The 20,369-nt window shown below is 42.9% G+C and carries 12 protein-coding genes, 2 pseudogenes and 1 riboswitch; of the genes and pseudogenes, 6 read left to right on the top strand and 8 right to left on the bottom strand.

Annotated features, from left to right (window positions below):
• Positions 1–311, top strand: a pseudogene (locus WS42_RS06555) (hypothetical protein); the annotation flags it as partial.
• Between the two features lie 89 nt (positions 312–400).
• Here WS42_RS06555 and WS42_RS06550 read toward each other — a convergent pair.
• The 6 genes from WS42_RS06550 to WS42_RS06525 all read right to left on the bottom strand — a co-directional run bounded on the left by WS42_RS06550 (position 401) and on the right by WS42_RS06525 (position 8,854).
• Positions 401–1,024 (bottom strand): lipoprotein signal peptidase, encoded by a 624-nt coding sequence (locus WS42_RS06550; RefSeq protein ID WP_022160770.1) that lies wholly within the window; start codon positions 1,022–1,024, stop codon positions 401–403.
• A gap of 60 nt (positions 1,025–1,084) precedes the next feature.
• Positions 1,085–1,465 carry a TraR/DksA family transcriptional regulator gene (locus tag WS42_RS06545; RefSeq protein ID WP_022160771.1) on the bottom strand — a complete coding sequence of 127 codons (381 nt, stop codon included), beginning with the start codon at positions 1,463–1,465 and terminating at the stop codon, positions 1,085–1,087.
• A gap of 106 nt (positions 1,466–1,571) precedes the next feature.
• Positions 1,572–5,003, bottom strand: coding sequence for an isoleucine--tRNA ligase (ileS, locus tag WS42_RS06540; RefSeq protein ID WP_046450875.1), 3,432 nt, complete (start codon positions 5,001–5,003; stop codon positions 1,572–1,574).
• Between the two features lie 126 nt (positions 5,004–5,129).
• The gene (locus WS42_RS06535) at positions 5,130–6,869 is read right to left on the bottom strand and encodes a hypothetical protein (protein WP_022160773.1); all 1,740 of its coding nucleotides are present in this window, start codon (positions 6,867–6,869) and stop codon (positions 5,130–5,132) included.
• 4 nt (positions 6,870–6,873) lie between these two features.
• Positions 6,874–7,581 carry a glycosyltransferase family 2 protein gene (locus tag WS42_RS06530; RefSeq protein ID WP_022160774.1) on the bottom strand — a complete coding sequence of 236 codons (708 nt, stop codon included), beginning with the start codon at positions 7,579–7,581 and terminating at the stop codon, positions 6,874–6,876.
• 13 nt (positions 7,582–7,594) lie between these two features.
• Positions 7,595–8,854: an aspartate kinase gene (locus WS42_RS06525; RefSeq protein ID WP_022160775.1), complete on the bottom strand. Its 1,260-nt coding sequence runs from the start codon at positions 8,852–8,854 to the stop codon at positions 7,595–7,597.
• A gap of 211 nt (positions 8,855–9,065) precedes the next feature.
• Here WS42_RS06525 and fbp point away from each other — a divergent pair, with 211 nt between their 5' ends.
• The 3 genes from fbp to WS42_RS06510 are packed head-to-tail and all read left to right on the top strand — an operon-like array spanning position 9,066 to position 12,909.
• Positions 9,066–10,079, top strand: coding sequence for a class 1 fructose-bisphosphatase (gene fbp / locus WS42_RS06520; RefSeq protein ID WP_013612658.1), 1,014 nt, complete (start codon positions 9,066–9,068; stop codon positions 10,077–10,079).
• Positions 10,080–10,123: 44 nt separating this feature from the next.
• Positions 10,124–12,181 (top strand): acetate--CoA ligase family protein, encoded by a 2,058-nt coding sequence (locus WS42_RS06515; RefSeq protein WP_046450874.1) that lies wholly within the window; start codon positions 10,124–10,126, stop codon positions 12,179–12,181.
• Positions 12,178–12,909: a hypothetical protein gene (locus WS42_RS06510; RefSeq protein ID WP_022160777.1), complete on the top strand. Its 732-nt coding sequence runs from the start codon at positions 12,178–12,180 to the stop codon at positions 12,907–12,909. Before WS42_RS06515 ends, WS42_RS06510 begins: the two co-directional genes overlap by 4 nt.
• 48 nt (positions 12,910–12,957) lie before the next feature.
• On the opposite strand, the pseudogene WS42_RS06505 reads toward WS42_RS06510, so the two are convergent.
• Positions 12,958–13,536, bottom strand: a pseudogene (locus WS42_RS06505) (Rpn family recombination-promoting nuclease/putative transposase).
• Between the two features lie 3 nt (positions 13,537–13,539).
• A complete protein-coding gene (locus WS42_RS06500; protein ID WP_046450873.1) occupies positions 13,540–13,728 on the bottom strand; it encodes a hypothetical protein in 189 nt (62 codons plus the stop codon).
• Between the two features lie 127 nt (positions 13,729–13,855).
• Positions 13,856–14,059, top strand: a riboswitch (cobalamin riboswitch).
• 319 nt (positions 14,060–14,378) lie between these two features.
• Here WS42_RS06500 and WS42_RS06495 point away from each other — a divergent pair.
• Both WS42_RS06495 and WS42_RS06490 read left to right on the top strand, forming a co-directional pair.
• On the top strand, positions 14,379–16,502 hold the full coding sequence (locus tag WS42_RS06495) for a TonB-dependent receptor plug domain-containing protein (protein ID WP_022160779.1): 2,124 nt from the start codon (positions 14,379–14,381) through the stop codon (positions 16,500–16,502).
• Positions 16,503–16,548: 46 nt separating this feature from the next.
• On the top strand, positions 16,549–20,367 hold the full coding sequence (locus WS42_RS06490; RefSeq protein WP_118577283.1) for a cobaltochelatase subunit CobN: 3,819 nt from the start codon (positions 16,549–16,551) through the stop codon (positions 20,365–20,367).
• The last annotated feature ends 2 nt before the right edge of the window (positions 20,368–20,369 follow it).

The following is a 20,369-nucleotide window of genomic DNA, read 5'->3' as shown; positions in this document are numbered from 1 at the left end:
GTTTGTATTATGGTTTGCTTTATACCGATCAGGATGACAACAATACTTTCGTAAACGGTGATAATGATTATTGTCCGGATACTTATGCCTATTATAGTGGCTACAGTTCGGGTATCTATAAGAATAACCGTTTGTATCGGGAAGATGTTGATGCTGAATATGAGTGGTTTACCTCTTTTAATATCATGGATAATTATAGTCGCCGGAATTCAATTACGGTGAATCAGGCAGAACGGATACGGATGATTGTTGAACGTTGTCCTTCCCGTTGGGCATACAAATCTTCTTGGGCATTTACTGGAAAAGAATAAAGTGGATGTTTAGATAGTAAACTAATCGAGGGAACTCCCGTCTGAAGGGCTCCCTCGATTGTTTTCTATCTATTCCGGGTGGAAATGAATTATGCTTTTGTTGGGGCTTTTTTATCGGAGAAAAATTTCCGGTAAAAAAGGATAAGTATCAAGACTCCGATGGTGATATAAGAATCCGCAAAATTGAAAACGGGACGGAAAAACAGAAAATTTTCGCCCCCCCAAATGGGAAACCAATCCGGGAAGGTTCCTTCGATAAGAGGGAAATACAACATATCTACGACTTTGCCATGTAAAAAAGAGGAATAGCCTCCTTCGCTCGGAAATAAGGTAGCGACTTGATAATGGCTGTCGTTAAAAATCATGCCGTAAAACAGACTGTCGAATATATTACCGATGGCTCCACAAAAAATCAGGGCAAAGGAAAAAAGGACTCCCGTGGGGGCTTTTTCTCGGATGAGTTTTAAAATATACCAGCCGATTCCGATAACAGCCACGATGCGGAATAAGCTGAGAATGGTCTTGCCGATCTTACCATCTCCGAGTTCCATGCCAAATGCCATGCCGTTGTTTTCGATGAAAAGAATTTTAAACCAGTTGAAGACCGTGAATTCTTCCCCAATCATCATATGGGTCTTGATCCATATTTTTACGGCCTGGTCCAATACTAGCAGGGCGGCGATGAAAATGATCAGTTTTTTGCGCACACTCATAAAAGGCGGTATTAAAAGCTATTGTACCCCTGTACTGAAAAGTACGGGGGTACGTCATGATTAATTTTCTTTTCCTTCTTTGGCTTCTATGCTTAACGTGGCATGAGGAACAGCGCGTAATCTTTCTTTCGAAATCAGCTTACCTGTTGCCCGGCAAATACCATACGTTTTATTTTCGATCCGAATTAAGGCTGCTTCCAAATGGGCGATAAATTTAGCTTGTCTCTGAGCTAAACGGCCGGCCTCTTCTTTAGAGAGAACAGAGGCTCCTTCTTCCAGTACCTTGAATGTAGGACAAGTGTCCGCAATGTCGTTCCCGTCACTTCCCGAGATGACACCTTTCAGCAAGTCATAGTCTTTTCTTGCTTTATCGAGTTTCTCCAGAATTAATTCCTTAAATTCCTGCAACTCTTCATCCGAATATCTCGTCTTCTCTGCCATAGCTTATAAGTTTTTGTCTAAATTAATAAAAAACATCAACATTTGAAAATTTTACAGATGTTTCTTCATACGAAATACCGGTGGGATTGTTCGCCGGTTTCGTTATTCAGTTTATTCTTTCAATTTTGATAAAGGTGTGAATGTCGTCGATCTCGATATCCTTGGCCTTATTATCCTTCTCGTCTGTTAGTTCGATATGTTCGGCTAATACCTGACTGGCAATGTATTGCGAAAAATTTTCAACAGCTTCGTTTATCTCTTTGTGCCGGCCAATAGCTAACGTGATTTTATCCGTAACATCAAAATTACTTTCTTTCCGAAGATTCTGAATCCGGTTGATCAATTCCCGGGCAATTCCTTCTTCTTTCAATTCTTTAGTTACGTTGATATCTAAAGCTACCGTCAGGTGTCCTTCATTGGCGACTAACCAACCCGGGATATCTTCCGACAATATTTCGACATCTTCCAGGCTCAAATCGATCGATTCGTTACCGATATTCAGTTGATAACGGCCATTTTTCTCGAAATCGAAAATATCACTTTGTTCCATTGCGGCGATCAAAGTGGAAATTTGCTTCATATATTTACCGTATTTCGGTCCCAAAGTCTTGAAATTCGGTTTGATTTTCTTGACTAAAACACCTGTCGTATCGGTAATGTATTCGATTTCCTTGACATTGACTTCCGAGAGAATGATATTTTTCACAGCGTCCAGTTGCCGGATCATATGATCGTTCAGAATCGGTATGATGAGCTTACTTAGTGGTTGACGCACGCGAAGTTGAACTTTTCTCCTCAATCCCAACACCATAGAAGAGATTTGTTGGGCAAGTTCCATTCTCTCTTCGAGTTTATTATCGATCAATTTTTCGTCGGCTTTCGGGAAATCGGTCAAATGTACGCTTCCGCTATGCCGTCCGGTCACTTTATTCAGGTCACCGAATAGTTTTTCCATATAGAACGGAGCGATCGGAGCCGAAAGAATAGCGATCGTTTCCAGACAAGTATACAGCGTTTGATAAGCAGAAATCTTATCCTGGGAATATTCACCTCCCCAATATCTTTTCCGGGATAAACGTACATACCAGTTGGATAGATTTTCGATGACGAAATCCTGAATAGCCCGGCCTGCCCTGGTCGGTTCGTATTTTTCGTAAGCTTCGGTTACTTCTTTGATCAGAGAATTCAGTAAAGACAGAATCCAACGATCGATCTCCGGACGTTCTTCAATAGCAACTTCTGCCTCAGCATAGCGGAAATGGTCTACATTGGCATACAAAGCGAAGAAACCGTAGGTATTGTAGAGGGTTCCGAAAAATTTACGTTTTACCTCGTCGATACCCGCCATGTCGAATTTCAGATTATCCCAAGGCTGCGAGTTAGTAATCATATACCAACGCAATGGGTCCGATCCATAAGTGGCTATCGTAGAAAAAGGATCTACTGCATTCCCGAGCCGTTTGGACATTTTATTACCCTTGGCATCTAATACCAGTCCGTTGGAAATGATGTTCTTGAAGGCAACTGAGTCGAAAGCCATTGTCGCGATGGCATGCAGGGTGAAAAACCAGCCCCGGGTCTGATCGACACCTTCGGCGATAAAGTCTGCCGGGAAGCGCAGCTTCTGATCGATATCTTCGCGATGTTCGAATGGATAATGAAGCTGAGCATAAGGCATAGCACCTGAGTCGAACCACACGTCGATCAGATCTTTTTCCCGGTACATTTTTTGTCCGCTGTCTGACACCAAAATGATATGGTCGACATAAGGACGATGCAAATCTATTTTATCGTAATTCTCTTTAGAATAATCACCGGCAATAAATCCCTGATAAGGATTTTCCTGCATAAAGCCGGCCTGGATCGATTTTTCGATCTCTTCAATTAGTTCGGCTACTGAACCGATACATTTCTTTTCTGTGCCGTCTTCACTTACCCAGATGGGGAGCGGAGTGCCCCAGTAACGTGAACGCGAAAGGTTCCAGTCGACCAGATTTTCCAGCCATTTCCCAAACCGGCCTTCGCCCGTACTGGCTGGTTTCCAGTTGATTGTCTTGTTGAGTTCGATCATCCGTTCACGTACAGCGGTAGTTTTGATAAACCATGAATCCAAAGGATAGTACAATACCGGTTTATCGGTACGCCAGCAATGCGGATAATTGTGTTCCTGTTTCTCGACCTTGAATGCTTTATTTTCTTTTTTCAACATGACAGACAGGTCGATGTCAAGGGTGGTATCTTCTTCAGTCAGTTGCGGGTCATAAGCGTTTTTGACAAACCGGCCGGCATACTCACTGTAAAGTTCGGTATTGACATGGTTCTTTACAAACTCGGGATCGATTTCTTCCAAAACGAAAAAACGTCCGCGTTTATCGACCATCGGTTGTTTATTACCGTCTTTGTCGACCAATAACATCGGAGCGATTCCGGCTTGTTTGGCAACCCGGTCGTCGTCGGCACCGAAAGTCGGAGCGATATGTACGATGCCGGTTCCGTCTTCTGTACTCACATAATCCCCGAGAATCACCCGGAACGCATCTCCTTCGGGACGCATCCAGGGCATCAGCTGTTCATAACGGATACCTTCGAGTTCCGGACCTTTGAATTCTCCGACTTTTCGATAAGGAATCAATTTATCTCCTGCCTGATAATCTTCCAGGGCCAAATTTTCAGCTTTGGGATTGAAATAGGCATTGAACCGATCTTTGGCCAAAACGACGGTCACCGGAAGGTAGGTATAAGGATTATAAGTCTTTACGACATAATAAGTGATATTGGGTCCTACAGCCAGGGCGGTATTGGAAGGCAAAGTCCAGGGTGTAGTTGTCCACGCCAGGATATATACCGCTTCGCTGTCGGCAAACAGCTTTTCGGATTTTTCGTCCCGGATTACCTTGAATTGGGCGACACAAGTCGTATCCTTTACATCCCGGTAACATCCCGGTTGGTTCAGTTCGTGTGTACTCAGACCGGTACCTGCAGCCGGAGAATAAGGCTGTATGGTATAACCTTTATAAAGAAATCCTTTTTCATACAATTTCTTCAATAGGTACCATAATGTTTCGATATATCGGTTGTCATAAGTGATATAGGGATTTTTCATGTCTACCCAATATCCCATTTGCTTTGTCAGATCTTCCCATTCTTTTGTGAATTTCATGACATCTGCACGACATTCTTTGTTATATTCCACGACGCTGATCGTTTTACCGATAGCTTCTTTGGTGATTCCTAATTTTTTTTCTACACCAAGTTCTACAGGGAGGCCATGCGTATCCCAGCCTGCTTTACGTTCTACTAAAAATCCTTGCAGAGTTTTATAACGGCAGATGACATCCTTAATGGTTCTGGCCATCACATGATGGATTCCGGGCATGCCGTTCGCTGAAGGAGGACCTTCATAGAAAACGAATGAAGGGTGACCTTCCCGTGTCTTCAAACTCATTTCGAAAGTCTTGTTTTCTTCCCAGGTTTTTAATATCTCTTTGTTTACCTCAGAAAGATCCAGGCCTTTGTATTCAGGAAATTTCTCGTTCATTATAGGTGATTTTTATATTTGCAATAGTAAATGACACACCTTGTTGTGCACTTTTATAAAAACAAAGTGCAAATATATCATTTTTGAATGGAAATTGATATAGTTCTCTTTTATAATCAGATAAAATTATTGTGCATTTGTTTCAGGCTTAGTCCAGTCGGGATGAAATTCGAAAATAAGAGTCGGGGGTTCCTGTTGGGCTCCCCGGCTTTCAAACTTGCCGACGAACTTGAATTTTTCCGGATAATGTGTCGAGATCAACGGATACAACGTATAGTAGGCATGCCGAAACCAATGGTCGATGATGACATGGGTGGCTTTTTGATCGGTCAGCTGTTGCAGGATATCTTCCGGTTTTCCGTATTGGGAAAAACTACCGCATTTTTTCCCTCCTGAGTACATAAAGAATATTTCCGGTTTCCGGCAAATCACCCGTGCGCTATCGGGAAGATTTTTCCCGCACCATTGCATGGCGGCTGTAAATTCTGCAAAAGCATTTCCGGCAATTTCAGGACTCCAGGTTTTGTATTTCGCCAGCTGCTTTTTTTCGACCAAAGCCTGGGAATAGGCAGGAAACATGAAAATCAGGGCAAAGATAATCATGCAGGCAGCCGGTAAGAATACCGGAATATTTTTTCTCCGGCGTTTACCCAGATAAAGAATCACCGCATTTATACCGTAGAAAAACAGGAAGATGAAAAAAGGAATAGCGGCGATGAAATAGCGAAGACCGCCGTATTGTTCCGGCCATACGAGCAGGACTGCCATGGTTGCACCCAAATAGAGAAACAGGAGTAATCCGCCTTTGGGCAATTTGATGAGACCGAAAATGATCAGAAATGCGATCAGCATCCCCCGGAAGATTTCTCCCCCGGAAGATTTGGCAGTCAGATTATAGGGGGTATTCAAAATGGCGTTGGGCAGCCATTTGTTCAAATAGGATCCGAAATTATCGGTAATCCGGTTTTTCCAGTCGTCCCAATTGGCCATCGTTTGTCCATTCGGTTTTTTCATAAAGTCTTTGATGTAATCGTTGCTTGTTTTGCCGACGTTTTTGTTCCGTACGTCCCAGGCCATTTTCGTACCCCAGAACGAACCGGTCAGTAATACGAACAATAATCCGTATCTCAGTAGCTGTTGGAAAAAAGTTTTCCGGAACGAGGATTCTTCCAGGTTTTTTCTGTTTTTGTACAGAGCATAACACCGTTTGAAAAAGAGTATACCGCTATAAATGATAATTGCCAGAATAAGTGAAGTGCCCATAGTCCGGACAAAATAGATATAGTTGACCAGGAACAGAAGAAGAACGAGCAAAACCGTATCCCGTACCCCTTTTTTGGTAAAAAGTTGTTCCGGTTTTATGCTCAGCATCAAGAAGATTGCTGCCACGCTACAAAACAGGAAAAGCATTTCACTCATCATGATCGTGGCATACCGCAATATCTCTGCATGGATAGAACAAAACATACAAGTCAGGAAAGCAACGATGATACTTCCCGATATTTTTTTCAATAAAAAGAAAAGCAGCAAGATAGCGGCATAAAGCAAGATACCGTTTGCTATTTTTACGGCATTGATATTATCCGGAAAAAATTTCATCACTCCGGCAACAAAAACCGGATATCCTGGCGGGAAATGAGTATGTGGAGTTTCAGAAAAAGAAATGGTGTTGGTAAATCCTTTACCTTCTGCCAGCGCTTTTCCCAAAGCATAATAATGGATATTATCTCCGTTCATATCCAGTTTTACATCGTAAATCTTAGTATAAGTGCTCACAAAACAGATCGTAACGATGAATAATAAGACATATAAAAAGGAACGACTGTCTAGTAGCGTCTGAATTGAATAATTTGTTTTTTTCTCCATCCTATTAGTTTTTAAAACGATATTTTAACAGAGTCCAGATGGCTTCCAGACCATCTTTCCAATTTATTTTTTTTCCTTCGGCGATGCTACGTGGATAGTAATTGATCGGTATTTCGTGAATTTTGATTCCTTGCTTACAAACTTTTGCCGTTACTTCCGGACAAAATTCAAATCCCTGGCATTTTAATGGAATGGATTTTAAAAATTGTGCATCGAAGAATTTATAACAGGTCGGTTCGTCTGTCAGATGTTGGCCGTATAAGAGATTCGTGACAAAAGTGACTAACCTTCCGCCTAAATAAAAACGCAGGTAAGAATGTTTGTTCGAAGGTTTCAGAAAACGGGAACCATAGACTACTTTTGCATCGTTTTCGATCACCCATTGTAATAAAGGATTATAATCTTCGGGGTCATATTCCAGGTCTGCATCCTGAATGATGATCCAATCCCCTGTCGCTAATGCTATGCCTGTTCTCAACGCTGCTCCTTTCCCCTGATTGAAAGGCTGGAGGTGATAATGTATATCCAGATCAGGGTGGGCCTGCATGAATTGCCGGCATTTTTCAGCCGTACTATCTTTTGAACCGTCGTCGATAATGAGGATCTCTTTTTCTGTTTCTCCAATCAATCGGGTCTGATGTATTTTTCCGAGAATTTGGGAAATCGAACGTTCCTCATTATAGGCAGGTATGATGATAGATAGTTTTTTCATTGGCAGGATCGTTTTAATTGTCGGCTACGACAAAACGGGCTGTTAAACGGCTGCGTTGTTCTACCAACACATTTTTATGGCTGGTCAGCTGTTGGATGATGTCTTCATTGTAATGGCGAATCGTCAGTAAACGCACATTTTTGTTGTAGAGTACTTCGTATTCGTCATGGAGTTCATCGATGAAACTTTCAAAAATCGCTTCATTATAGTCGATGCAAAAAGAGAATGTGATTGCTGAATTTTGCATCAGGTTAAGGCGGAGTCTGTATTTGGCTAACGTAGCGAAAATACGGCTCAGTTTTTCTTCTGCTATAAAAGAAAAATCCCGGGGGGAAAGAGTCAGTAATAACTGATCTCCTTTATTGATATAAATCGGAGGTAATTTCAATTTCTCGTCCAATTCCCGGATCACCGAACCATGACTTTCCGGGTAAAGGAAAGATCTTACGAATAACGGAATCCCTTTATTTTGCAACGGTTTGATGGTTTTCGGATGAATTACTTTCGCTCCGCAGTTCGATAGCTCGATCGCTTCTTTATAGGATAGCTTACTGATAATTTCTGTATTTTCATATATTTTGGGATCGGCATTCATAATACCGGGCACGTCTTTCCAAATGGTAACATCTTCGGCATCCAGCAAATTGGCCAAAAGGGCTGCGGTATAGTCCGAACCTTCACGCCCCAGGGTGGTCGTTTGATTGGTCGTCGTTCCGGCAATGAATCCCTGCGTGATATACATAAATGTATCCTGAAAATTGAATGTCTTCCGGCACAACTGAGCCGATAATTCGATATCTACACAAGCATTCCGGTAGTTTTGGTCGGTAATCAGACATTTACGGATATCGGTAAACTTGGCTTTTCGCCCTTGTTTCTCGAGATAGGAGGCAATGATTGTTGTCGAGAGCAATTCACCGAAACAGATGATCCGGTCGTATTCATAATCGTAACAGAGGGAAGGATCACTTTTTAGGATAGTGTCCAATTCCTGATACAGGGCTTCTACCCGGGCATTTACTTCACTGTCGGCAGAACCGAAAAGATCCCGGATAATCTGCTGATGGAAATCTTGAATGCGCTGAAAAACCTCTGCAATATTACCGGTTTTCCCGAAATAAGAATTACACAAAACTTCCAGGGCATCGGTCATTTTTCCCATCGCCGATACGACAATGATTAAATTTTCCCGCTGGGTATTGATGATTTTAAATAAATTTTTTACACCTTCGGCATCTTTAACGGAAGCGCCACCAAACTTATATACGTTCATTGCGTTTAAATTTAAACACGATAATTAATTCATGGCGCTAATTTAGATATTAAAATTGAATAATAATGTGGAATCAATTCGGATTGAATGAAAACTTATTTGATTTTCAAAAAATCTGTGATTCTGAGGGAATACTAATTTCATGAAAACGTTTGTGTATTACGATTTATCATTTTATATTTGCATCTAATAACAAATAGAATCAGAATCAATGAATAAAGTTACAACCTTAAATCAGTTTATTATCGAACAGCAGGCAGGAGTACCTCAGGCAACAGGGGGTTTTTCTTGTTTGTTACATCACGTAGGTATTGCAGCCAAAAAAGTCAACCGGGAGGTGAATAAGGCTGGTTTAGTGGATATTCTGGGGCGTGCCGGCTCCGAGAATGTACAAGGTGAAGACCAGCAAAAACTGGACATTTATGCCAATGAGACTTTTTTGTCGGAACTGAAAGCCAGTGGTGAATGTTGCGGTGTTGCTTCAGAAGAAAATCAGGATATCATTGTTTTTGACGATGGATTGAGCCGTGATGCGAAATATATCTTTTGTATGGATCCGCTGGATGGCTCTTCGAATATCGACGTGAATGTCTCTATCGGTACTATTTTTTCTGTTTACCGCCGCAAATCTCCGCTGGGCGAAGTTGCGAATATCGATGACTTTTTACAGCAAGGTTGTGACCAGGTTGCTGCCGGTTACGTTATTTATGGCTCTTCTACGATGTTGGTATATACGGCCGGCAACGGAGTGAACGGTTTTACGCTGGACCCTTCTATCGGGGAGTTCTGTCTTTCACATCCGAATATTAAAACACCGGAAAATGGTTTTATTTATTCTATAAACGAAGGAAATTATGAGAAATTTCCGGTGGGAGTGAAAAAATATATAAAGTATTGCCAGGAAACCGATAAGAAAACCAAGCGTCCTTATACTTCGCGTTATATCGGTTCTCTGGTGGCCGATTTCCACCGGAATTTATTGAAGGGAGGTATTTTTATTTATCCCGAAACCAATAGCCATCCGACAGGAAAACTGCGTCTGTTGTACGAATGTAATCCGATTGCATTTATTGCCGAGCAAGCCGGAGGATTGGCTACGGATGGCGGAAACCGGATATTGGACATGACCCCTGAAAATATCCACCAACGGATACCTTTTTATACCGGCTCAAAAAATATGGTCACTAAAGTAGGGGAATTTTTGAAGTTTTTCAATAATATATAATTGATAAAATTGAATAGTGAATTTTATAGTAAAATTCGGAAGATATGATTAATAAACAATTGCTAAATCCTTCCAGCATTGTGGTGGTTGGAGGATCGGACGATATTCAGAAACCGGGTGGTAAGGTATTGAAGAATTTGATCGATGGACATTTTAAAGGGAGTTTATATGTGGTGAATCCGAAAATGGATGAAGTACAAGGTATCAAATCCTACCGGGACGTGAAAGATTTGCCGGAAGTGGATTGCGCTATCCTGGCCATCGCTGCCAAATTCTGTCCGTCGACGGTAGAGATGCTGGCGAAACAAAAAAATACCCGGGCATTTATCATTCTGTCTGCCGGATTTAGTGAAGAGAATGCAGAAGGGAAAGCATTGGAAAAACAAATTGTAGAAACGATCGATTCTGTCGGGGGAGCTTTGATCGGCCCGAATTGTATCGGTGTATTGACAACGAACTACAATGGGGTATTCACGACCCCTATACCGAAATTGGATCCGAAAGGAGTAGATTTCGTATCGGGCTCGGGAGCAACGGCACTTTTCATTATGGATGCCGGTATGCAGAAAGGTGTAAAATTTTCGAGTGTATTTTCAGTCGGTAATTCTGCCCAGTTAGGCGTGGAAGAGGTCCTGGAATATTGGGACGAATCTTTCGATCCTGAGACAAGTTCACGGATTAAATTGATGTATGTAGAGAGTATCGATAAACCGGAAAAATTATTGAAGCATGCTTCCTCACTGATCCGGAAAGGTTGTCGTATCGCTGCGATCAAATCAGGCGGTTCCGCTGCCGGAAGCCGTGCTGCTTCGTCGCATACCGGAGCTTTGGCCAGCTCGGATGTAGCCGTGGAAGCTTTGTTCCGGAAAGCCGGTATCGTACGGTGTAACGGGCGGGATGAACTGGCCACGGTGGCGGCTATTTTTAACTATCCAGAATTGAAGGGAAAGAATATGGCTATCGTAACCCATGCCGGAGGACCGGCCGTAATGCTGACAGATGCCTTGTCGGACGGGGGAATGGAAATTCCTCATTTGGAAGGACCGAAGGCTGAAGCATTGCTGGGACAGTTGTTTAACGGATCTTCTGTAGGTAATCCCATTGACTTTTTAGCGACAGGAACAGCTGAACAATTGGGAATTATCCTGGATGCCTGTAACCGCGATTTCGATAATATCGACGGTATTGCAGTGATCTTCGGTAGTCCCGGGCTTTTCCCCGTTTTCGATGTATATGAAGTATTACGTGAAAAAATAGCTACTTCCCCGAAACCGATTTATCCCATATTCCCCTCTTCGATGGTGGTGAAAGAGGAAATCGACGAGTTTGTAAGGAAAGGTGGCGTTTACTTCCCCTATGAAGTGAATTTTGGTAATGCTTTGTGTAAAATATACCGTACTCCTGCTCCGCAACCTGCCGAGCCCGAATTGCCGGAAGTAGACCGGAAACGGATCCGGGCTGTCGTCGATCAGGCTGAAAACGGCTATCTGTCACCTGAACAGATCCATGAATTGCTGGATGCTGCCGGTATTGCCCGGGCAAAAGAAGGAGTGGCCGATAAAGAGGAAGAAATTGTCGGTTTGGCCCGTCAGATCGGTTTCCCGTTAGTGATGAAAGTAGTAGGACCTGTCCATAAATCCGATGTCGGTGGGGTAACCCTCAACGTAAGGGACGAAGCGACGGTACGCAGCGAATTCCGTCGGATGATGCAGATCAAAGACACGCATGCCGTCATGCTGGCTCAGCAGTTGTCCGGGACCGAAGTGTTTATCGGGGCTAAACGGGAAGATAAATTCGGACATATGGTGTTGTGCGGATTAGGAGGTATCTTTATCGAGGTATTGAAAGATGTGAAAGCAGGCTTGGCTCCGATTGCCCAACCGGAAGCTTTGGATATGATCCGTAGTTTGAAATCGTATAAGATCATTCAGGGAGTACGGGGACAAGAACCGGTGAACGAACAAAAATTCGCCGAAGCCGTGTCGAGGGTGTCCATGTTAGTGAAAGTGGCTCCTGAAATTTTTGAGATGGACCTGAATCCATTACTCGGTAATAAAGAAAATGTGGTGGCGGTGGATGCCCGTATCCGGATTGAAAAATGAAAAAACAAGACTTTATTTTTATACTGGGGGTAGCGGTTTTGCTGCTACCCTTTTTTATCTGCCGGCCTGTTTACGAATGGTATCATGCTTTTAATGCGGCTCATGGCATGATCATGAGTTTCCTGAAATTTGCCATCTTGTCGACTTTGGGAGAGATGATCGGCTTGCGGATTAGTGCCGGCGTGTATTGCCGGAAAGGATTCGGGGTTTTGCCCCGGATGTTTGTATGGGGGATATTGGGGATGGGCATTAATATGGCGATGGTTATTTTTTCGAATGGTACTCCGGCATTTTTGCAATACCTTGGCATGCAGGAGGCTCCGGCGGTTTTTCATGCACCGGGATTGTGCTGGGCTAAAGTAGGGGTGGCTTTTGCCGTGTCGGTGAGTATGAATACCATTTTCGCTCCGGTATTTATGACGCTGCATAAAATTACGGATACCCATATTCTGATGCACGGCGGTACACTCCGTGGTTTCTTCACACCACTGGATATGGGAGGGATCATGAGCAGTTTGAATTGGAGGGTGTTGTGGGGATTTGTCTTTAAGAAAACCATCCCTTTCTTCTGGTTCCCGGCTCATACCATCACTTTTCTGTTGCCCGGCAATATGCGGGTATTGTGTGCTGCCTTGTTGGGAGTGGTATTGGGAATCCTTTTAGCGGTAGCAGCCCGCAAAGGGGACACTTCCGCACCGGATAAGGGAAGGGTTGAAAGAAAGATATAAATAAAATGCGGTTTTCTGAATTGATTTATTCAGTCGGAAAACTATAATTTAAAGTTCTTTAATTTCTTTGACGGGAAGGCCGGTCAGCTCACTGATATCTTCTGCGGCAAAACCTTTTGCTTTCATATTACGGGCGATTTCCAGCTGTTTCTTTTTTTCGACTTCTTTCCGGCCTTTTTCCATCCCCTCCTCTATTCCCTTTTCTTTGGCGAAAGCGATTGTCATTAACTGGTCGCGATAGACCTTGATACTTTCGTCGTACTTTTCGCGTTCTTCTTTTGTCAGTGATGCGAGTCGATGATTTTTTCCAGTTTTTCGAACACCGCTTTGCGGGCCTTAAACGGTAATCGGTTTAGTGTTTCCATATTCTTTAATACATAAATCCAGCGTTCAAAATCAGTTATACATTCTTCTTCTTCATTCGTAAAAGCCGGAAGTTCGATGAAAATAAAGCGTAGTTTATCCGAAAATACCTCGTGTGTATTACGGTCGGAGAGTACGATGTCCGTACACAGTTTGCCCGGAGAATCACCCAGGCGGAAATTCATGAAGAACACACCGATCCTGAATATGCCGTTCACCTACCAACAGATCGTTCAGAAAGTCGATCAGCAGACCCTTTGTCATTTCCTATCCGAAAATGATTTTGAATCCGACATCTGTAAAAGGATTGATAAACTTCGCCATGATAGTTCTGTTTTCATACAAAGAAAGCGAATTTCCTTCGTATGACCAAGCATATCCGTTATTTCCTGCATCCTGTTTCTGCCATACGATATATCCCCCTGAAAGAATCGTTAACGGAACAAAATCTCGCATAGACCATGCTACAGTCAATGGCTCCCCGGTGGCTGGAAATACAGATCTCCTGTAAGAATATGGTCGCAGTCTGTCTGAAAAATTGGAAAATATCGTAAAAGTATCTTCTTAAAATAAAAAAATCGATATCTTTGCATCCGATTTTGGTGTCACGATTCTGCTGCTACGGAAAAGTGATGAAAAGGGAATCAGGTGAGAATCCTGGACAGACCCGCTGCTGTAAGCTCTGCTAAAATCTTCAACAATACTTTAGCCACTGTTCTGGAAAGAATGGGAAGGGCGTTTGAAGATTGGAGTAAGTCAGAAGACCTGCCGAAATGATGTATGATTGATAAACCTTCGGGGATTAAGGTTGCTCGATTCGGACTTGATTTTTTTTACAAAGGGTGTGCTTTACGGCAGGGATTATGCCGGAAAACAATTTCCAGTCAGGATTCTGCAATATGATTTCTTTTCAGGTGAATTTAGAATTATGCAAAATGTTACCGGTAAACGGGGAAGCGCCGGTGGCACATGAATGGGGTGAATTTATGCAAGTTTTTTGAGGGGAAACTTTCAATTTGTTGGGAGTAGCTTTGCTGCTGTTACAACGAATAAACTTGTATGTGATTAGCAAACAATAATTTATGTCGGTGTAAAACAAATTCAAGATGAAAAGGAAATTTATTTTAACTTCTCTTGCCCTTACGTTCTGTATGGGCATGTATGCAGAGCAACCTGTAACTATAAAAACCGATTCCATGCGTCGGATAGATTTGGAGGAGGTGATGATCCATGCGACTAAAACCGGAGCTTTATTAAAAGATCTTCCGAACAGGGTAGAGGTGGTGACCAAGCGGCAGATCGAAGCTTCGGGGATCAATAATCTGACGGACCTGTTGAAAAATTTTGTTAATGTGGATGTGATCGAATATCCGGGATATAATTCTTATTTCAGTATTCGGGGATTCAAACCGACAGAAGGAAAATATACGACAGTCCTGATCGATGGAGTACCGGCCGGTACTACCAATATGGCGACACTTTCTTTAGGCGATGTAGAGCAGGTGGAAGTACTGAAAGGCCCTTTCTCCGCCATGTATGGTTCGGATGCGATGGGTGGAGTGGTGAACATCGTCACCAAACGGAATAAGGATAAACTCACCGGAGGAATCAAAGTTGCAGCCGGAAGTTATCAAACTTCCAAAGGGGCTTTTCATGTCGGTGGACGGATCTACCGGGGGCTTTCTTTCGATGCCTCTTTCGATTATACTGCTCAGGCACGAAACTATAAGATCGGAGACCATAATCTCTTGCATATGTCGGCAACGGATAAAGCTATCCTCGGTAAAGATACTTATGGTATTAAAATGAATGGCTCTCGGCATAGCGGTATCGCCGGTAAAGGCCGTATCGGTTATGATTTCGGGAAAAACTGGTCTTTGAATTTTACCGAGATTTTTTTTGTGGGTAAGGACCTGCCGACGGGAGGAAATGTCTGGGGGGCTAACGGATTGAAAAAGAAAGATGTCACCCGGTATACCGAAAAATTGGAACTCAACGGAAAAGTGAATAATCATAGTTTGTTTTTCGCTCCTCATTACTCTACAGCTAAGACCGATACTTATACGGCAGACACCGATACGGCTTATGTGTATTCGGGTAACGAACTGAATACTTATGGATTTACAGTACACGATAATCTGATTTTAGGCAAACAAAGAATTGCTTTCGGATTCGATAACAATAATGAAGTCAGTGAGATAACCAGTTTTAAAGCGCGTGGTGAGATTAAAGCACCTTATCAACCCCGTTTCCGGAATACGGCTTGGGGGATATTCCTGCAGAGTAACTTGAAATTATTTAAAGAAAAATTGGACTTGTCGGTCGGATTGCGCTATGATTATATCGATTTTAAACTTCGGAAAACACCTGGTTTGGAGAATGAAGAGAAATCGGAAAGTTACAACACTTTCAATCCCAATATCGGCGCAAAATACAATATATACGGCGGTATGGCCGTCCATGCCAGTTTCGGTACAGCTTTCAGCATGACCGATGCTTATCAGAAAGCCGGAGAATTTTTGTACAGCGGTACGCTTACCGTAGGAAATCCTGATCTGGATCCTGAAAAATCCCGTACGTTGGATGCCGGTTTGACATTCAGCCGGCCGGAACTGGGGGTAAATTTTGATTTTACTTATTTTTATACGTGGAATGATGATCTGATTGTGGAAGAGGCATGGACCGATGAAGAAAGCGGACAAAAGTACAAAACGTTCAAGAATGCCGATAAAGCAAAAAAAAGTGGAATGGAAATTATGGCTTCTTATGACTTCGGCCGTCTGTTCGATAGTGACTTTGCTTTGAAGCTTTATGGAAATCTGACCTGGATGTTTACCTATCAGGATCAGACTAAAGGAGTATGGAACAAAACATTATCCGTTCGGAAACAGAATGCCAATTTCGGACTCGATTTCTTGCATCAGAAAGGATTCAGTGCGCGGCTGAACGGACGTTTTGCCGGACATCGCATCGAGAAAAACTTTATCGGTGATAAATATCGTCCGACATTGAACGATTTGTTAAGTGAAAGCCAACCCGGGTATTGGGCTGATAAACTGATTAAGCATCCGCAATTTATGGTGTTCGATTTCTCGGCCTCTTGTCCGCTTGTAGAGAATGTGTCGGTCGGTTTGAATATTAACAATTTATTCGATGAAAATTATACCGAAAAGGATGGTTATAATATGCCTGGGCGGAATTTTCAGGTAAGAGCTGCTATGACTTTTTGATCTGAAGACATGTATTTATTGCTGATGACGGATATATAATGGGGATATGAAAGGGATTAAGTATTATTTTGTTATTTTGTCACTTTGTTTTGGGCTATCTTTGACAGCCCAAAACAAAGTCAGTTTTCTTATCGATGACGGTTTTTGGGTCGGCGTAAACCGGAGCATGCATTTACTGGCGAAAATGCATCCGGAGGTAGCGGAGAAATGTCAGTTCAAGGAATTTATCTATTCCAACTATCACGAAAGTGATATGGATTTTTTTGAAAATTCCGATCTGATATTCGTCGCTTTGCATAATAATGGGTTGGTTTTTAAAGCTAAACCTCAGCTGTTGTCTGCTTTGAAACGCGGAGCGAAGGTTTATGCGCTTAATTTATCCCATGAATACGATGCCGAATTGCAGGAATGGGGGATCTGTTTCGATCCCTGGACATTGGCCGCTTTTAAAAGCGGAGGAGAAAACAATATCATGAATATCGTTCTGAAAAAACTGAATAAAGATTTACATTTCGATTGTGAATATCAGGATATTGAAGAAACTCCCCTTTCCGGAATATATAACTATAGAAATAAAAAATTACATACCTATATCGGTTCTTATTTAGCCGAGAGAACCGATATCGACACCCAGGCTCCCTGGATCGGATTGATTATTGGGAGAAGCGATCTGACCAAATCGCAGTATTTGTATATCGATGTATTTATCCGGAATATCGAAGAGAAAGGTTTTAATGTATTACCCGTGTTCACCTCTCAAAAACCGGGACATCACGAAGAACAGGTGATCGAACGGTTTTTTATTTCCTGTGATAGTCTTCCCCGCGTGAGTGCCCTCTTGAATCTGGGATGTTGGTATAATACAAGGCCTGAGCAGGAAAGGGTGGTACTGGAAAAATTAGGAGTGCCGGTGATCAATGGGATTATACTGAGTACGAATCAAAAAGATTGGGAAAAATCTTTAGTCGGAATAGATATTTACAATCGGTCGAATTTGGTGGCTATACCCGAATTAGCCGGTTATATCGAACCTTCTGTTGCTGTCGTATTCGACGATTTCGATCATAATATCCGGATTAAGAATATGATCGGTTATCAGATGGAAACGCTGCTCGGGCGTATAAAGAATATCCATAACCTGCAGACAAAGCCTAATCGTGAAAAGAAAGTGGCCCTGATTTACTACAGCTATCCTCCCGGAAAAGAAAACATAGGGGCCAGCTACCTGAATGTACTTCCCCGAAGTATTTTATCTATCCTACAGAGAATGCGGCAGGAGGGGTATGATACCGGCGGGCAGCCGATCGACAGTGCTGCTATTTTTAACCGGGTGATGGACTATGGAAGGAATATCGGTTCCTGGGCTCCTGCAGAGGTGGATAAATTGGTGCGTAAAGGAGATCCTGTATTGGTACCGATGGAAGTGTACAAAGAATGGTACGATAAGTTATCGTTGAAGATTAGGACGGAAATGGAGAACAAATGGGGAAAACCCGAAGAGTCTGAACTGATGGTTTGGAAAGATTCTTCCGGGAAATCTTATTTTGTGATCCCGGTGGTGAAATACGGAAATATCATACTGACACCTCAACCTCCCCGGGGATGGGAAGACAATGCGAAGAGTTTATATCACGATCCTCTGGTTCCTCCCCCTCATCAGTATCTGGCTTATTATCTTTTTTTGAAGTATGGCTTTCACGCAGATGCACTGGTGCATATCGGTACTCACGGCACGCATGAGTGGTTGCCCGGAAAAGAAGCCGGACTCGGTCCCGATGATTATCCCGAAGCGCTGATCATGGATGTACCTAATATTTATCCGTATATTGTGGATAATGTGGGTGAAGGCCTGCAGGCGAAAAGAAGGGGACAGGCCGTGATTATCGACCACATGACTCCTCCTTTCGATAAGGCTTCTTTAAATCCGGAATTGCGGGATTTGAAAAGTGGCATATCTAAATACTATGATCAAAAAAGCAAAAGCCCGATCTCGTCGATGGCGCAATTCAGGGATCTGGTTCTTCGGATAAAAACACTCGGACTGGATAAGGATTTGAAGCTGGATACCATAACGGATCAGAATCTGGAAGATATCGACGATTATCTGAAAGAGATAGAAGAAAATAAAACCCCTTTCGGCTTGCACACTTTCGGTGTATCCCCTGATGAGGCTTATACGAAAGCGACAACGGAAGCTATTGTATCAATGCAAAAGGATTTGATGGGAAAAGATTTGGAACTTTTCAGGGAGCAGGTACAAAAGAATATCGCAAAATCGGGGAAAGAAGAATTGGATGCTTTTATCCGGGCTTTGAATGGAAAGTATGTCCGGGCAGGAACAGGAAACGACCCGATCCGGAATCCGGGTGCTCTGCCTACAGGTAAAAACTTTTTTGCTTTCGATCCGAGACTGATTCCTTCCAGAATGACTTGTCGGTTGGGAGAGCAATTGGCAGAGGAGCTGATAGAACAGTATAAGGCCGAACACAACGGGGAGTGTCCTCCTAAAGTGACCATAAATTTGTGGGCGGTGGAGTGTATCCGGAATGAAGGTACGATGGAAGCCCAGGCTTTAAGCTTACTTGGTGTGAGACCTGTTTATAATGCTTCCAATCAGGTTATCGGTCTGGAATTGATTCCGCAGCATGAGTTGAAACGTCCGAGAGTAGATGTCGTTTTTGCTCCATCGGGATTATACAGGGATATTTTTCCCGAATTGATGGCTCTGCTGGATAAGGCAGTCAGCCTGGCCAGAAGTGCCGATGAAAAAGATAATTTTGTCCGGGAACATATCCTTGAATCTGAAGATAAGTTGAAACAACTGGGGGTTCAGGAAGATTCGCTGGCCCGGCGCATCGCTTCGGTACGTTTGTTTACGACCCCTTCGGGTGCTTATGGCACCGGGGTTAGTGGGACGGTGCAGGCTTCGGGAACCTGGGAGGATGAAAAGGACGTGGCGGAAGTTTATTTTGACAAGATGAGTCATTTGTATGGCCAGGGATTTTGGGGAACGAAAGTAGAGGACGAATATACCTATTTACCGAAAGGCTTTTCGAAAACTGTATTTAAAAATGCTTTGTCGGGCACCAGGGTGGCTTTACACAGCAGGACTTCGAATCTGTATGCTTTGCTGGATAATGACGATATGTTTCAGTACCTCGGTGCTACCGGTTTGGCCGTTCGGACGATCGACGGGAAATCACCGGTGGTCATGCTGACGAATCTGGTCGATCCTTCGGCTCCGGGACAGGAGACACTCGAGAAATTTCTGGGACGTGAACTGAAGACCCGTTATCTGAATCCCAAATGGGTGGATGCGATGGTGGACGAGGGATATGCCGGTGCCCGTTTTATCAATAAAATGGTTTTTAATCTTTGGGGCTGGGAGGCCACATTACCGGAATCGGTTAGCGATAACGACTGGAATCAAATCTATGATACTTATGTCATGGATAAATATCGACTGGATATAAAAGAACGGTTTAAGAAGAGCGGCAATTTATATGCCTATCAGTCGATACTTGCCCGTCTGCTCGAGACGGTCAGGAAAGGATATTGGAAAGCGGATAAAAAGAGGGTGGATCAGATGTTACTTCAGTTTAATGAAACCATACGGGAAGCCGGATTAGCCTGTAATCTGAATATTTGCAACAATGAAAAACTGATGCAGTTTATTTCTGACCGGATCAATGATATGCCTTCGCTGACCACAGAGGAAAAATCCCGCTATAAATCGGCCTTGGATGATCTGAGACACAAAGCTAAAACAGAGGATGCCGATGCCGATTCGACTACTGACGGAGGTAATGACAAAATTTATGAACTTCAGATTCAAGACGATAAATGGTTATTTAAACAAAAATAAAG

The sequence above is a fragment of the Odoribacter sp. N54.MGS-14 genome (genome assembly GCF_000980295.1).
Lineage (GTDB): Bacteria > Bacteroidota > Bacteroidia > Bacteroidales > Marinifilaceae > Odoribacter > Odoribacter splanchnicus.
This window is presented reverse-complemented; position numbering and strand designations above follow the sequence as displayed.